Raw genomic sequence first — 14,848 nt, 5'->3', positions numbered from 1 at the left:
GCCTTCTTCAAAGAAGCGGCCAGGCCATGCGCAGCGGCAGGCCCGAGCGGGAAACCACGGCCTGCGCAGCATCCTGCGCCTGGGCCAGCAAGAGATCTTCATCGATGGTGGTGCAGCGCCCGGCCTCGATCACGCGTTTGCCGTCCACCCACACGCTGTGCACGCCGCGCCCATCGGCCGACCACACCAGTTGCTGCGCGGGATTGTGCAGCGGCACCCATTCGGGCCGGCGCGCATCGTGCAGCACCAGGTCTGCCCGCGCGCCCACGCTCAGCGTGCCGATCTGGCCTTCCAGCCCCATGGCGCGCGCACCGTTCACGGTGAGCATTTCCAGCGCGCTTTCGGCCGGGAACAGCGCAGTATCGCCGCGCGAATCCTTCCACAATCCGGCCATCAGCCGCGCGGAAGGCATCAGGTCGTGGCGGTCGCCGCCATCGGTGCCCAGCGCGATATTCACGCCCGCTGCGGCCATTTCGGGAAACAGCCCGCGCGTGGTGGCCTGATAGCCGCCCTTGAGCGAGGCTTCGGGGCAGTGCACCACATGGGTGCCGCTCTGTGCCAGCAGCGCCACTTCGCTTGCGTCCACATGCACCATGTGCACCAGCGATAAATGGTCACCCAGCACGCCCAGGTCTGCCAGCCATTGCACCGGCCGCTTGCCGGTGTTGGCCAGGTACCACTCCGGGTCACCCACGGCGGGTGCCATGTGCGCCGCAATACGCAGGCTGCGCTCGCGCGCGATGGCGGTGGCGGCCTGCCACAGTTCTGCGGTGTTGGTCATGTGCCCCACCAGCAGCGGCCAGGCGGCAATCAGCCGCCCATCGTCGGGCCAGGCGGCCAGGTCCGTCTCGAACGCATCGAGCGCCGCGCGGGTGAGCGCGGCCTGGTCGTCTCCGGGGGCAAAGGCGCGGTCCATGCACCAGCGCCCGATGCGGCCGCGGATGCCGGTGCCCTCCAGCGCCTGCGCCACAGCGTCGAACGCGATCAGCGTGCCTGCCTCCAGGAACGTGGTGGTGCCGGTCTTGAGCATGGCCAGCACCGCCAGCCGCGCGGCAATCGCCTGCTCTTCCGGCGTATGACCCTGATAGAGCGGGATCACCCACTGGTTCAGCCCTTCGTCGAACGGCAGCGCCTCGGGCAGGAAATTGCGCAGCAGCGTTTCGGTCAGGTGCACATGGGCGTTGACGAAGCCGGGCGTGGCCACGAACCCGTGCGCGTCGATCACCTCGCGCGGGGCCACCTTGGCGGCCACCTCCGCGCTTGGCCCCACGGCCACGATCCGTCCCTCCGCCATGGCCACGGCGCCATCGCGGATCACGCGGCGCTGCGCGTCCATCGTCACCAGCATGGCGCCAGTGACCAGGGTATTTACCGGCTGCATCTCAGCCAAAGCGGAAGGCCGAAATGTCGGCCATCATCACGTTGTCGGTGAAATCGCGCTTGCCCGGCGCATCGGCAGCGGCACCTGCCGCCACCATCAGCGGGATGAGATGCTCTTCGCGCGGATGGCTCTGCCGCCCGGCCGGCGCACTGGCCCATTGCGACAGCGCCTGCCAGCGCGCCTGCGGTTCGCCTTCGATCGCCTGGGTCAGCCAGGCATCGAACGTGGCCGAAGGCTGCGTGGCGGCGGGCGAGAAGAACGCGCGCATGTTGTGGAAGCTCATCCCCGAACCGACGATCAGCACGCCTTCATCGCGCAGGGCGCCCAGCGCCCGGCCGCAGCGCAAGTGTTCTTCAGGATCGAGATCGCGCTTGAGCGAGAGCGGCACCACCGGAATATCGGCCTCGGGCGTGACGAGCAGGAAGGGAATGAACACGCCATGGTCGAACCCGCGGCGTTCGTCCGTGCGTGCGGGCAGCCCTTCGGCCTTGATCAATTCCACGATCCGCTCGGCCAGTGCCGGTGCGCCGGGCGCGGGGAATTGCAGTTCGTAAGTGTGCGGCGGGAAGCCGTAGTAGTCATAGATCATGGCGGGCGCCGAGGCGGTGGAGGCGGTGAAGGCGTCTTCCTCCCAATGCCCGGAAATGACCACGATGCCCTTGGGCCTTTCCGGCAGGCTGGCGATCAGGCCCTTCAGGTAAGCGGCAGTCTTGTCCCAGGCATCGGCCGGGCCGCCCATCGCGCGCCAATCCATGAAAAAGCACGGGCCACCGCCATGGGGAATGAACAGGCTGGGCATCCGGGTTGCGGAATCGGGCATGACGTCGCTTGGCTCCTTGGGCATCGGCATTATCGCATCATCGTCACCCCGGCTTGATCCGGGGTGACGGATGCAAAGCCGCAACGATCGGTTCTCGATGATCAAACCATCGCCCACCGCCTAGAAGCGCAGGCCTCTGCTGTCTTGACGGCACGCGCAAGCAATTTTGCATGGCGCGCGCGGAGCATGGCCAAGTGCCTGGAAAACCGCGTTCCGCATGGGGGCCAAGTTGATGGCTGGCGCCCTCGTTCTTGCTGGCGGGCCTGCGCGCTTGGCAAGCGCGCGGGGGTGGGGTTTGATGCGCTTGCCATCCATAGTTCAGGGACTCGTTGCGCCACATGCCCGCCAGCCACGCCCGTCAGGCCACCCAGGTTGCCATCGCCGCCACCATTGCCAACACGCTGTGCATGACGGCGGCGATTTCCGCCACGATCGGCGTGTTCCTGGTGCCGATCGCCCAGGATTTCGGCTGGCCGCGCGCCGGGGTTTCCGGCGTGCTCGGGCTGATCTCGGTGATCAGCGCGATCAGTTATCCCCTGATCGGCAGGGCGATGGACCGCTTTGGCGCGCGCTGGCTCTTGCTGGTGGGCAATCTGGGCCTGGCGGCAGGTATCCTGCTGGTTTCACGCGCCAGCGGCACGATGCTGGACTTCTACTGGCGCTTTGCCGTGGTGGGCCTGTTCGGCACGATGGCGGCCACGGGCATGGTCAGCAAGGTGGTGTCCAACTGGTTCGATGCGCGGCGCGGGCTCATGCTGGGCGTGACGGCAGGCGTGGGCAATGGCGTGGGCGCCACGATCATGCCGATCGTGGCCGGACTGGTGCTGACCAGCCATGGCTGGCGCGCGGGCTATGCCACGATCGGGGTAATCGTGGCGCTGGCCGCGCCGTTCATTGCGCTGTGGCTGCGCGATGCGCCCCCGGCAGTGCAAGGCGCGCCGGCGGCGCCGCTGGCCAGCGGCATGAGCCTGGGCCAGGCCATGCGCACCAGCGCGTTCTGGCTGATGCTGCTGGCCGTGGCGGCCGGCGCTGGCGGGATGACCGCGATGTTCACCCACGTGGTGCCGATCCTGACCGGCCATGGCGTTGGCCTGGCACAGGCAACCGGCGTGGTGGCGGTGTTCGCCCTGGTCACGGCCGGATGGCAGGTGGTGACCGGCGGGTTGCTCGATCGCTTTCGCACCCCGCGCCTGCTGCTGCCGATGTATGCCAGCGCAATGATCGGGATGGTCGTGCTGCAATTCTACACAGGCAGCCTGGCAATCATCCTGGCTGGCGCGCTGCTCGGCATAGGCATGGGCGCGGAATATGCCGCGCTTTCCTATTTCGTGTCGCGCTATTTCGGGCTGCGCCATTTCGGCACGATCGTGGGCGCGTTCTATGCCGTGGTGGCGTTCATCCAGGGCGTGGCGCCGATGCTGATGGACATGAGCTTTGACCGCACCGGCTCTTATGCCGGGGCAACGCTCACCATCGTCGGCGCCCTGGCGGCCGGCATGGTGTTGCTCGCCCTGCTGCCGCACCCCGATCGCTTTGCCCAAGGGCAGGGGCGCCGGGCCGATGACGTGACGCCGGGCGATCTGGTGCTGGCCTGATGACCGTCGTCGTTTTCGGATCGATCAACCGCGATCTGGTGATGCGCGTGCCGCGCCTGCCGCTGGCGGGGGAAACCGTCGCGGCTACCAGCTATGACCTGTTGCCCGGTGGCAAGGGCGCCAATCAGGCCGTCGCCGCGGCGCGCCAGGGCGTGCCCACGGTGATGCTGGGCGCGGTGGGCCAGGATGCCCACGGCGATGCCATGCTGGCTGCACTGGCGCAGGCGGGCGTGGGCACTGGCGCCATCGCGCGTCTGCCCGGCCCAACGGGCCTGGCGCATGTGTTCGTTTCCGATGAAGGCGAAAACCAGATCGTGATCGTGGGCGGCGCCAATGCGGCGCTGCCCGCGCCCGATGTCTTTCCCGCCGGCGCAGCGATCGCCGTGGCCCAGGCCGAAGTGCCCACCGCGGCCGTCGCGCGCTTCCTGGCCCGGGCGCGCGAAACCGGCGCACGCACGCTTTACAACGCAGCGCCTGCGCTGGCCGATGGGCGGGCGATCCTGCCGCTGGCCGATATCGTGGTGGTCAACGAAACCGAACTGGCGTTTTTCCTGGGCGAAGCCGTGCCAGAAGGCGATACCGCCCTTGCCGCTGCGGCGCGCCGCCTGATGGCGCGCGAGGGCCAATGGGTCATCGTCACGCTGGGCGGGGCTGGTGTTATTGCTGAAGGGCCGGGCGGCACGATCCGCCTGCCCGCACGCGCCGTGCCGGTGGTGGACACGACCGGTGCGGGCGACACCTTCTGCGGTGTACTTGCCGCGCGGCTGGCGCAAGGTGAGAGCATGGCCCAATCGCTCGCCGTGGCGGTGTTCGCCGCCGGCCTTTCCGTCCAGCGCCTGGGCGCTGCTGCCTCCATGCCCACGCGGGCCGAGGTGGATGCGGGGCTGGCCTTGCTGGACCACTGACGCTGTGCTTGGCGGCGGGGGGCTTCGACAAGCGCAGCCGAACGGAATTCAACGAAAATTCCCCCACCTCCGTTCGCCCTGAGCCTGTTGAAGGGCGCCTGCACTGCGCATGCCAAATCGAAATACAAAAAGCGCCGGAAAGCCCAAGGCTCTCCGGCGCTTCCTTGCGACCCTCTACAGGGCTTACTTCGGATCCTTGACCACGCCCTTGGCGGGGAACATGTCGCGGTCGATGCGGGCGTGCACGCCCAGGGTGCCGTCCACCACTTGCGTCACGCCGAAATCGGCGGCCACGCTCATCAGCGAATAGGCATCGTTGCGCGAAAGGCCGACTTGCTCGCCCAGCAGGTGGAGCATGTCGAGCGAGGCGTTCTTCATCGCCGCGTCCAGATCGTCACCAAAGCCGTGGACGATCCAGTGCTTGGGCGTTTCCAGCAGGGGCGAGGGGAAATCGAAGTCCTTGCGCAGGATGATCTGGAACAGGCAGTTGAGCGAGCTTTCGATCGCCGTACCGGAAATCTCGCCATCGCCCTGGCTCACGTGCGGATCGCCGATCGAGAACAGCCCTCCCTTGACCTGGCACTTGTAATACATCGTGGCCCCCGCGCCGATGCGCCAGTTGTCGATGTTGCCGCCGTGCAGGCCGGGGGGAATGGTGCTGACCGGCTCGTTCACCGCCGGGGCCACGCCGGCCGTGCCCAGGTGCGGGCGGGCCGGGATGGTCACGCCGGGGAGCGCGGGCTGGCGATCGCACACCGGGCAATTGGTAATCGTGCCGGGCACCAGGTACTTGCCCGGAAAGTCATAGGCATAAAGCGCGCTTGCGGTCTGCGTGGTAGGATCGAGCTGGTAGATCGTCACCCGCTCTTTCTCGTCGAATTCCTGATAGAGGTGGCCCCAGTTGGCCGCCAGGTTCGAGCCATAGTTGTTGCGCGGTACCATCTGGAGATAGCGCACTTCCAGCATGTCGCCCGGCTCGGCCCCTTCCACGAAGATCGGCCCGGTCATGATATGAACGCCGGGCGCGCGCGTGGTGGGGTCGATCTCCTTGAAGATGCGCTCCACCCCTTCGTCGAACATCAGCTCGGGCGCGTCGCCCGCGTGGTGGGTCACGGCTTCGGCATGAACCAGGTCGCCACTGCGAATCGTGAGCGCCGGTTTGATGTCGGGCGAAAAATAGCCCCAGTGCACGGTCTCGGGCGTGGCTTTGAGATAGTGCAGGGCGCCGGGCGCCGTATCCGCCTGCCGATGGCCGTGGTTGCAGACCAAACTCATGCGTGTGCCTCGTTTCGATGGGTATCAGGACGGCATCGTTTTCGGGCCAATGCTGCGCTGCGGTCTTGTTTGCGCGCGCCCTATGACTTGGCCTGATGACGTGGCCAGATGACTGGGCCCGCCGAACGCCCGGGTCAACAATCGGTGCGCGCAGGTCCAAGCCGCGCAAGGCCTACCCGCGCCACAAGGCGGCATCGTTCAATTGGCCCATGAAAGGCGCGCCGATGCCCAATACCTTGATCTTTGTCGACATGCCCAGCGACGATCCCGCCGCGGCAGGGCGATTCTATGCCGAAGTGTTCGGCTGGCAGAACGATGAGAAGCCTGCCGGCGTCTATCACCGCATGGTGCCGGGCGGACAGTTCAAGAATCCCGATGGCAGCGACAGCGCGATCGGCAACCTGCACCTGGGCATTTTCGATGCTGCCAATGCCCGCCCGCATCCGCAGGCCGAAGGGGTGGAACCGCGCGCCCTTGCCACGCAGGGCCGCAAGCCCCGTATCTGGATCCTGATCAGCGACGATGACAGCGCCGATCGCATCCTGGCGGCGGCCGAAGCGCGCGGCGCCACGATCCTGTGGCGCAACCACTATTGGTCCACCTTCAATGGGTATAACCATGCGTTCCAGGATCCCTGGGGCAACGAAATCCTGCTTTGGGGCAAGGCCGGTCCCGATCCGCAAGTGCCGGCCGATTTCACCCGCGAATAAGCGCCGAAATCCATATTGCAGCGCAGCACGAGTTGCCGCACAGTTTCAACAATTCGTGCTGCCCTGCTCAAGACCCACGCCAGGCACTGCCGTTATGGTGCCGACAGACCCCGCCAAGACCCGAATTGTTCAGGAGTTTGCGCCCGTGACCCTCGTTACCGACAGCTTCATCCACTCGCTTGGGAGTTCTGCCACGGACCTCGCCGAGGCGGAGACCCTGCCGCCCGAGTGCTATACCAGCGCCGAATTCTATGAGTTCGAGAAAGAGGCGCTCTACAACCACGAATGGCTCTGCGTGGGCCGCGCCGATTGGGTGGCCAAGCCGGGTGACTATTTCTCCACCCGCGTGATCGGCGAACCCATCCTGGTATCGCGCACCCTGGATGGTGAAATCCGTGCCATGTCCGCGGTGTGCCAGCACCGCGCCATGCTGGTGGCCGAAGGGCATGGCAATGCGCGCGGCTTCCTGTGCCCCTATCACCACTGGAGCTACAACCTCGATGGCAAGCTCGTTGCCGCACCGGCGATGAGCAAGACCTGCAATTTCGACAAGGCGCAATACAGCCTGCCCACCTTCAAGGTGGAACTGTGGAACGGCTTCATCTTCATCAACTTCGATGCCGATGCCGCCCCGTTGACCCCGCGCCTGACCGCCGTGGCCGATGCCATTGCCGGCTATGACCTGGCCGGGGCCGAAGGGCCGCGCCCCGATCCGGCGCCCACGCTGCCGTGGAACTGGAAGGTCATGTTCGAAAACAACAACGATGGCTATCACGCCAGCCGCCTGCACCACGGGCCGCTGCACGATTTCGTGCCATCGGGCCTGGCGGTGTTCCCCGAAAGCGATCCGGCCGATGGCGGGTTCCTGCGCTTCAACGGCACCTTGCATGCCGATGCGAGCTTCAACGCCACGCAAAAGGCGGTCTTGCCGGTGTTCCCCGGCCTTTCCGACGAAGCGCGCATGCGCATGACCTTTGCCAATATTCCGCCCACGCTCAGCCTGGTGATGATGAGCGACATGGTGATCTACCTGATCCTGCGGCCCAACGGCCCGGAATCGCTGGAGATGGACACCGGCTTCCTGTTCGCGCCCGGCGCGATGGCCGATCCCGCTTTCGATCACAAGCTGGACATGAATATCCGCGCTTCGGGCCACATCATCGCGCAGGATCTGCACGTGGATGAACTGGTGCAGCAGGGCCTGCGCTCGCGCTTTGCCCCGCGTGGCCGCTATTCCTGGCAGGAAGGCGCGCAGGGCCAGTTCAACAAGTGGTTGGTGCACCGCTATCGTGCCACGCACGAACGGCTGTCGGGCTCGTCGCCATCGCATGGCGAGCTGGTTCGCACCTGACCCGAAGCGGGGCAACCTTGTTTGCGGCGCAGCATTGCGTGTCATCACAGATGGCGTAAGGTGGTTGCCAGGCCGGTAATCATAAGCCGCGCCGCCAACAGGGTCGATCACCGCGTTTCGCGTTGCGTTTCGCGTTTCAGGGGGCAAGCCGTTGCGCTTTACCACCAATGCCTATCCGCGCGAGCAGCGCCAGGATGCCTGGCGTTTTGCGCTGCAACGCGTGAGCCTCGAAGTTCTGGCCAGCGCCGAGGAGCTCTATGGCGAGCTGGTGAGCTTCACCAGCGGCCAGGGCATCCAGTTCGTGCGCGTGACGGGCAATGGCCAGCGCCTGGCGATCGACATGGCGCAGGACGCGCCCAGCTTCTGGCTGGTACTGCTGCTCGAAGGGCGGCTGGCGGCAGTGCAGGGCACCACCGCGATCGAGCTGTCCGAAGGCGACATTCTCTATGGCGGCGGCTCTGCCCGCACGCAGATCGACCTCAATGGCGAGCACCGCTTCCTGCTGGTCAAAGTGCCCCATGCGCTGCCCGCGCTGCGCTCGCGCTCCGCATTGCCTTCGCAGATCAGCAACCTGATTGCCGACGAGGCGATCGGCCGCATGCTTTCCGCGCTGTTGCGCTCGGTGGCCGATACCATCGTCGATGTTTCTGACGACCAGATCCGCCCGGTGGAACTGGCGCTGCCCGAATTCATTGCCGCCACGCTGCTCGACAAGGCGCCGGTCAAGGAACTGGGCGGCGCGGCGGGCGCGCGTGCCGCGATCCTGGAGCGGGTGTTCCAGTCGATCGAGATGCGCCTGTCCGATCCCAACCTGTCGATCCACCAGATCGCCGCCGAACACCGCATTTCGCCCCGCTATCTGCAAAAACTGTTCGAAAGCGCGGGCGAAAGCTTCAGCCAGTTCGTGAAGTTCCGCCGGCTGGAACGCTGCCGGCTCGACCTTGGCAGCCCCTTGCACGCGCAGCGCTCGATTTCCGAAATCCTCTATCAATGGGGTTTCAACGACAGCGCCAGCTTCAGCCGCGCGTTCCGCGAACGCTATGGCATGAGCCCGCGCGAATACCGCAAGGTCGGCGCGCTGCCCGAAGAAACCGCGGAAGCGCCCCGGCGCGGCCGGCCCAGCGTGCTCAAGGATGCCAAGCCCGAAGAGCGCGAGGAAGCCCCGTCCACCACGCCGCTCGATCCCTTGGTGGAGGCCGATGGGCTGGTGGAAGACGTGCAGGTGGATGCTGCCCCCGGCGTGCGCCACCATGTGCTGCCGGTGCGGCCCGATACGATCCACTGGGGCTATTTCAGCAAGCACCTGAAGCCCGCGCTGGAAGTCTGCTCGGGCGATTACGTGACCGTGGAAACGCTCACCCACCACGCCAACGACGATGCCGAGCGGATGATCCATGGCGATCCAGCGGCCGAGGCGATCTATCGCTGGACGGCCGAGGGCAAAGTGGTGGACCGGCGCGGCGCCGGGCCGCTCGATGCCTCGGTCGTCGGGCGCGGGCCGGGCGAAGGGTTTGGCGTGCACATCTGCACCGGCCCCATCGCCATTTCCGGGGCCGAACCGGGCGACGTGGTGCAAGTGCGCATCCTTGACATTGACCCGCGCCCCAGCCGCAACCCGCGCTTTGTGGGCCGCGCGTTCGGCAGCAACGTGGCGGCCTATTGGGGATTTCACTATGCCGAACTGATCACGGAGCCGAAGCCGCGCGAAGTGATCACCATTTACGAGATCGAAAAGGGCGCCGGCCTGCCGCTGGCCCATGCGGTCTACAACTATCGCTGGACCCCGCAGACCGATCCATCGGGGGTGATCCACCCGATGTACGATTACCCCGGCGTGCCGGTTGACCCGGAAACCATCGAGAAGAATTTCAACGTCCTGCGCGATATCGAGATTCCGGTGCGGCCGCATTTCGGCGTGGTGGCGATGGCGCCGGCCCATGCCGATCTGGTGGATTCGGTGCCACCGGCCAATTTCGGCGGCAATATCGACAATTGGCGGCTGGGGCCGGGCGCCAGTGTGTTCCTGCCGGTGGCGGTGCCGGGCGGCCTGCTCTCGCTGGGCGATCCCCATGCCAGCCAGGGCGATGGCGAACTATGCGGCACGGCCATCGAATGCTCGATGACGGCGGTGATCCAGGTGATCCTGCACAAGGCCAAGGGCGCGCCAGCGCATGTGCGCGAGCTGGATTATCCGATGATCGAGACGCCCACCGAATATGTGATCCTGGGTTTTTCCAATCCCGATTACCTGCGCGATCTGGGTGCCAAGGCGCAGAGCGAAGTCTACAAGCGCTCGTCCATCGATGCGGCGATGCGCGACGCGTTCCGCAAGGCGCGCCGTTTCCTCATGACCATCCGCGACCTGACCGAGGACGAGGCGATCTCGCTGCTTTCGGTCGGCGTGGATTTCGGAATCAGCCAGGTTGCCAACGGCAACTGGGGCGTGCACGCCGTGATCCGCAAGGCTCTTTTCACCAGCTGAGGCCTTGGTAATGCGGGGGCGCCGCCCTATTGGGCGGCTTCGGCCTCGGTCGCCGCGATCGCCAGGGTGTAGCCCTGCCAGCGATCGAATTGCACGGCCAGCGCGCCCAGTTCGTGTTCGGCATAGTGCAGCGCGTCTTCGCCCAGCAGAAGCACCAGCGGCGGTTCGGGTTCGTCGAGCGCGGCCAGGATCGCCTGGGCGGCCAGGGCAGGGCAGCCGGGTTCCGACCCATGCTTTTCCTGCAGGATCTTGCGCGCCATGTGCGCGGTGCCGGCATAGTCGGCAATGGTGGGTTCCGCGCCGGGCAGCCGCTCTGCCGAAAAGGCCGTGCGCAGCCCACCGGGCGCCACGTTCGTCACCTTGATGCCGAGCGGCGCCACTTCCTGGGCCAGGGTGCGCCCCAGGCATTCCAGCGCAAACTTGGTGGCGCCATAGATCGCCGTGCCGTGCCAGACGGCGAGGCCCGACACCGAGGTGATGTTGACGATATGCCCGGCGCGGCGCGCGCGCATGGCCGGCAAGGCCGCCTTGATCACGGCCATCGGGCCGAACAGGTTCACGTCGAACAGCGCGCGCGCATCATCAAGTGCGGTTTCCTCCACCGCGCCGGTAAAGCCGCGCCCGGCGTTGTTGACCACATAGTCGAGCGGCCCGACGAGCCCTTGCGCGGTGCGCACCACCACCTGCACGGCGGCTTCGTCGGTCACGTCCAGCTTCATCACATGGGCGCGGCCGGGGGCGAGCGCTGCGAACATCTCTGCATCGGCCTGGGCGCGCACCGTGCCGACGACGGCATCGCCGCGTGCCAGGGCCGCTTGGGCGAGGGCCAGCCCCAGGCCCGAACCGACGCCAGTGATGAACCAGTTTGCCATGCGCATGCGTTCCTTATCCAGTACACCCTCAGGCTAGGCGGGCCGCGGCAGCCCGTCTTGGCGTGGCGCGCATGGATTTGTGCACAATGGATGCAGCGCTCGCTCTGCACAAACCTTGGTGCGCGTGGTGACAAGAAGCGTTGGCCAAGGCGCCCTAGCTTGCCTGCGATCCCAACCCAAGCCACACCTGTTCTCAACACTGCCAGATCACGGACCCGCCATGACCGACCCCGTTACGCCCGATACCTTACCCACGGTTGCGCATTTCGGCCTTCCTTCCGACAGCGGCGGGCGCGACATCGGCATCTTCATGCCCATGGCCAATGGCGGCTGGATCATTTCCAAGAATTCGCCCCGGCTCGATGGCTCGTATGAATACAACCTCAAGGTGGCGAAGCTGGCCGACGAACTGGGGCTGGACTTCATCATGGCCATGGCCAAGTTCAAGGGATACGGCGGGGAAATCCAGCACTGGGAATCCTCGCTCGACAGCCCCTTGATGATGGCCGGCCTGGCCCAGGCGACTTCCCGCGTGAAAGTGTGGGCGACGATCCACACCCTGCTGCAGAACCCTGCGGTGGCCGCCAAGATGATCGCCACGCTCGATCAGATCAGCCATGGTCGCGCCGGGCTCAACGTGGTGACGGGCGCCTATCGCGGCGAATTCGCGCAGATGGGGGCTTGGCCCGAAGGCGTGGACCATGACGAGCGCTATGTCCTGGCGACGGAGTGGATCGAGGCGATCAAGCGCCTGTGGACCGAGGACCGCGTCTCGTCGCAGGGCAAGTATTTCACGCTGGACGATTGCACATCGTGGCCCAAGCCGCAGCAGCGCCCGTTCCTGGTCTGCGCCGGCACGTCGAAAGCCGGCGTGCGCTTTACCGCCGAGCACATGGACGCGCTGTTCCTGGCGGGCAACAACCTGGAAGAACTGATTGCCAACACGCACAAGGCCAAGGCCGGCGCGCTGGAACTGGGCCACGCCATTCGCACCTATTCGATGATGATCCTGGTAATCGGCGAAACGGACGCGGAAGCCGAGGCGATGGTGCAGAGCTATCGCGACGGGCTGGACGAGGAAACGCTGTGGGGCATGATGCGCGCCTATGGCATGCTGGACGGCGAGATCGGCAAGGAGAACGATTTCACCCGCAAGGCGCGATCGGCACTGATGGCGCCGCACGTGGCCGGCTCGCCCGAAACCGTGCTGGCGCAATTGACCGAGATCTTTGAAAAGACCGCGCTCGACGGGCTGATGGTGATCTTCCCCGATTACCTTTCCATGCTGCCGGTGTTTGCCGAAAAGATCCTGCCGGTGCTGCGCGCGCGCTTTCCCGGCAAGATCAAGGAGGCGGCCCATGTCTGAGCCTAAGTCTGAAGGCGCGGCGCACACCGTGATCGATCCGGCCACCGCCTTGCCCCACGTGGCCAAGCCGGGGCCGATGATTGCGCCTGAACGCACTGCGCTGGTGGTGGTGGACGTGCAGGTGGACTTTGCCGCGCCCCACGGCGTGGTCGCCGGCTATGGCGCGGACATGACAGAGTCCGACAAGGCCGTGGACCGCATCGAGGAACTGATCGCCGCCGCGCGCGCCGCCGGGGTGACCGTGGCGTTCATGCGGGTGATGACGCGGCCGCAAAGCGACAGCCAGGCGCTGAAGACCTGGATGGTGCGGCGCGGTTCCCCGGGCGGCGAGGCGATCTGCCGCATCGGCAGCGGGGGTGAGGACTATTGGCGCGTGGCCCCCCAGCCGGGCGACATCGAGATTGACAAGCTGGCCTATTCCAGCTTCCACGGCACCGACCTCGACATGCAATTGCGCGCCCGCAACATCGACACGCTGGTGATGACCGGGCTGACCACCGATTGCTGCGTCGATTCCACCACCCGCGATGCGTTTCATCACAACTACCACACGTTCGTGGTGTCCGACGCCTGCGCCGCGGCCGAGCAGGACCTGCATGTCCATTCCCTCAAGGCACTGATGCAGCACTGTTCGCTGCTCACCACCAGCGCCGCCGTGGTGGAGGCGTGGAGCGCATGGGGGACCGCATGAGCGCATCTGCCCCGATTGCCGCCGATTTCGTGATCCGCAATGCGTGGATCGTCACCATGGACGCCAGCCGCCAGATCTGGCGCGATGGCGCGCTGGCCGTGGCGGGGGACCGCATCGTGGCGGTTGGCCCCACGGCCGATGTGATGGCGCAGGTTGCCGCGCGGCAGGTGATCGACGGCAGCCGTTTCGTGCTGACGCCGGGCCTGGTCAATTGCCACGTGCACATCACCGGCGAGCCGATCACGCGCGGCTATGTGCCCGATGACACGGATTGGCGCACCAATGTGTTCGATTGGCTGATCCCCACCTACCTGGCGCAGACCCCGGCCGAGGAGCAGCTTGCCGCCACGCTGTGCAGCGTCGAAATGCTCAAGAACGGGGTGACCACGTTCGTGGAAGCGGGCACGATCCTCGATCTGCCGGCCGTGATGGAAGCGGTGGACGCGGTGGGCATTCGCGGCCGGCTGGGCCAGTGGATCCAGGACCGTGCCTTTGCCCCTGGCGACGACCAGGCCGCGCTTACGCGCGAAGCGATCGCCAAGCTGGAAGCGCAGTTCGATCGCTGGCCGGTTTCGGCTGGCGGGCGCCTGGCCGCCTGGGGCTGCCTGGTGGGCCACAATACCGCAACGGACGATCTGTGGCGCGCGGCGACCGCGCTGGTGCGGGACAAGGGGCTGGGTATCACCGCGCACATGAGCGCAGACCCGGCCGATCCGGAATACTATCTGGCCACCACCGCCAAGCGGGCCCTGCTGCATCTGGCAGACCTGGGCGTGCTGGGCGATCACCTGTCGCTTACCCACATGATCCATCTTGATGACGCCGAAGTGGCCGCCGTGGCGCAAAGCGGCATGCGCGTCACGCATTGCCCGCTCACCGCGATGAAGGGCGGCTATGGCGTTACCAGCCAAGGCAAGTTTCCGGAAATGCACGCGGCCGGCGTGCCGATCCAGCTGGGCACTGATGGCAACAACAACGGCAACATCGCCGATCTGATGCGCGCGATGTACCTGCTCGCCGGCCTGTTCAAGGATGCGCGGCGCGATGGCAACCTGTTCCCGGCGCACGAAGTGCTGGAATGCGCCACGCTCAACGGCGCGGCCGCTGCCGGCCTTGCCGGCACGGTGGGCGCGCTGGTGCCGGGAATGAAGGCCGATTTCGTGGCACACGATCGCAATCGCCCCGAATGGACGCCGCTGCTCAACGTGATCAACCAGTTGGTCTGGTCGGCCGATGGGCGCGGCGTGCACAGCGTGTGGGTGGATGGACAGCGCCTGGTGGACAATTATCGGATGACGACCGTGGATGAAGAGGCACTCTATGCCCAGGTGGAACAGGTTGCCCCAACCCTTATCGCGCGGGCGGGCATGACGATCCCTTGCGTCTGGCCGGTGACTTGA

12 protein-coding genes are annotated in these 14,848 nt (G+C 66.2%); 8 read left to right on the top strand and 4 right to left on the bottom strand.

The genetic code is table 11. From position 1 onward, the window contains the following. Positions 1 to 7: 7 nt before the first annotated feature. Positions 8 to 1,381 carry an amidohydrolase family protein gene (locus FHT19_RS19275; protein ID WP_169476394.1) on the bottom strand — a complete coding sequence of 458 codons (1,374 nt, stop codon included), beginning with the start codon at positions 1,379 to 1,381 and terminating at the stop codon, positions 8 to 10. Position 1,382: 1 nt separating this feature from the next. Continuing rightward, positions 1,383 to 2,201 (bottom strand): class III extradiol ring-cleavage dioxygenase, encoded by an 819-nt coding sequence (locus FHT19_RS19270; RefSeq protein WP_248290561.1) that lies wholly within the window; start codon positions 2,199 to 2,201, stop codon positions 1,383 to 1,385. 338 nt (positions 2,202 to 2,539) lie between these two features. On the opposite strand from FHT19_RS19270, the gene FHT19_RS19265 reads away from it, so the two are divergent. Both FHT19_RS19265 and FHT19_RS19260 read left to right on the top strand, forming a co-directional pair. Further along, entirely contained in the window at positions 2,540 to 3,796 is a 1,257-nt protein-coding gene (locus tag FHT19_RS19265) for an MFS transporter (protein ID WP_169476393.1), read from the top strand. After that, positions 3,796 to 4,701 carry a ribokinase gene (locus FHT19_RS19260; protein ID WP_248290560.1) on the top strand — a complete coding sequence of 302 codons (906 nt, stop codon included), beginning with the start codon at positions 3,796 to 3,798 and terminating at the stop codon, positions 4,699 to 4,701. The genes FHT19_RS19265 and FHT19_RS19260 overlap by 1 nt, the downstream gene beginning before the upstream one ends. 183 nt (positions 4,702 to 4,884) lie before the next feature. Here FHT19_RS19260 and FHT19_RS19255 read toward each other — a convergent pair whose 3' ends face one another. Beyond that, positions 4,885 to 5,976, bottom strand: coding sequence for an acetamidase/formamidase family protein (locus tag FHT19_RS19255; RefSeq protein ID WP_169476392.1), 1,092 nt, complete (start codon positions 5,974 to 5,976; stop codon positions 4,885 to 4,887). A 224-nt stretch (positions 5,977 to 6,200) separates the two neighbouring features. Here FHT19_RS19255 and FHT19_RS19250 point away from each other — a divergent pair, with 224 nt between their 5' ends. The 3 genes from FHT19_RS19250 to FHT19_RS19240 all read left to right on the top strand — a co-directional run bounded on the left by FHT19_RS19250 (position 6,201) and on the right by FHT19_RS19240 (position 10,519). After that, entirely contained in the window at positions 6,201 to 6,686 is a 486-nt protein-coding gene (locus tag FHT19_RS19250) for a VOC family protein (RefSeq protein WP_169476391.1), read from the top strand. Between the two features lie 145 nt (positions 6,687 to 6,831). Further along, a complete protein-coding gene (locus FHT19_RS19245; RefSeq protein ID WP_248290559.1) occupies positions 6,832 to 8,037 on the top strand; it encodes an SRPBCC family protein in 1,206 nt (401 codons plus the stop codon). A 151-nt stretch (positions 8,038 to 8,188) separates the two neighbouring features. After that, positions 8,189 to 10,519: an acetamidase/formamidase family protein gene (locus FHT19_RS19240; RefSeq protein WP_169476389.1), complete on the top strand. Its 2,331-nt coding sequence runs from the start codon at positions 8,189 to 8,191 to the stop codon at positions 10,517 to 10,519. A gap of 26 nt (positions 10,520 to 10,545) precedes the next feature. Here FHT19_RS19240 and FHT19_RS19235 read toward each other — a convergent pair whose 3' ends face one another. Then, positions 10,546 to 11,391 (bottom strand): oxidoreductase, encoded by an 846-nt coding sequence (locus tag FHT19_RS19235; protein ID WP_169476388.1) that lies wholly within the window; start codon positions 11,389 to 11,391, stop codon positions 10,546 to 10,548. A 220-nt stretch (positions 11,392 to 11,611) separates the two neighbouring features. Here FHT19_RS19235 and FHT19_RS19230 point away from each other — a divergent pair, with 220 nt between their 5' ends. Genes FHT19_RS19230 through FHT19_RS19220 form a run of 3 tightly spaced genes read left to right on the top strand, consistent with a single transcriptional unit; the run spans position 11,612 to position 14,848 of the window. Next, positions 11,612 to 12,757: an LLM class flavin-dependent oxidoreductase gene (locus FHT19_RS19230; RefSeq protein WP_169476387.1), complete on the top strand. Its 1,146-nt coding sequence runs from the start codon at positions 11,612 to 11,614 to the stop codon at positions 12,755 to 12,757. After that, positions 12,750 to 13,448, top strand: a complete 699-nt coding sequence (locus FHT19_RS19225) for an isochorismatase family cysteine hydrolase (protein ID WP_169476386.1) — start codon at positions 12,750 to 12,752, stop codon at positions 13,446 to 13,448. The genes FHT19_RS19230 and FHT19_RS19225 overlap by 8 nt, the downstream gene beginning before the upstream one ends. Continuing rightward, positions 13,445 to 14,848 (top strand): amidohydrolase family protein, encoded by a 1,404-nt coding sequence (locus tag FHT19_RS19220; RefSeq protein ID WP_169476385.1) that lies wholly within the window; start codon positions 13,445 to 13,447, stop codon positions 14,846 to 14,848. The genes FHT19_RS19225 and FHT19_RS19220 overlap by 4 nt, the downstream gene beginning before the upstream one ends.

This window comes from Novosphingobium sp. SG919, assembly GCF_012932495.1.
In the GTDB taxonomy this organism is placed as follows: Bacteria; Pseudomonadota; Alphaproteobacteria; order Sphingomonadales; family Sphingomonadaceae; genus Novosphingobium; species Novosphingobium rhizosphaerae.
The sequence above is the reverse complement of the archived record's forward strand: the minus strand, read 5'-3'. Positions and strand labels throughout refer to the sequence as shown.

Coding starts and splice junctions, on each gene's coding strand:
- FHT19_RS19265 (WP_169476393.1), top strand. CDS start 2,540: ATGCCCGCCAGCCACGCCCGTCAGGCCACCCAGGTTGCCATCGCCGCC.
- FHT19_RS19235 (WP_169476388.1), bottom strand. CDS start 11,391: ATGGCAAACTGGTTCATCACTGGCGTCGGTTCGGGCCTGGGGCTGGCC.
- FHT19_RS19250 (WP_169476391.1), top strand. CDS start 6,201: ATGCCCAATACCTTGATCTTTGTCGACATGCCCAGCGACGATCCCGCC.
- FHT19_RS19260 (WP_248290560.1), top strand. CDS start 3,796: ATGACCGTCGTCGTTTTCGGATCGATCAACCGCGATCTGGTGATGCGC.
- FHT19_RS19225 (WP_169476386.1), top strand. CDS start 12,750: ATGTCTGAGCCTAAGTCTGAAGGCGCGGCGCACACCGTGATCGATCCG.
- FHT19_RS19230 (WP_169476387.1), top strand. CDS start 11,612: ATGACCGACCCCGTTACGCCCGATACCTTACCCACGGTTGCGCATTTC.
- FHT19_RS19270 (WP_248290561.1), bottom strand. CDS start 2,201: ATGCCCGATTCCGCAACCCGGATGCCCAGCCTGTTCATTCCCCATGGC.
- FHT19_RS19220 (WP_169476385.1), top strand. CDS start 13,445: ATGAGCGCATCTGCCCCGATTGCCGCCGATTTCGTGATCCGCAATGCG.
- FHT19_RS19275 (WP_169476394.1), bottom strand. CDS start 1,381: ATGCAGCCGGTAAATACCCTGGTCACTGGCGCCATGCTGGTGACGATG.
- FHT19_RS19255 (WP_169476392.1), bottom strand. CDS start 5,976: ATGAGTTTGGTCTGCAACCACGGCCATCGGCAGGCGGATACGGCGCCC.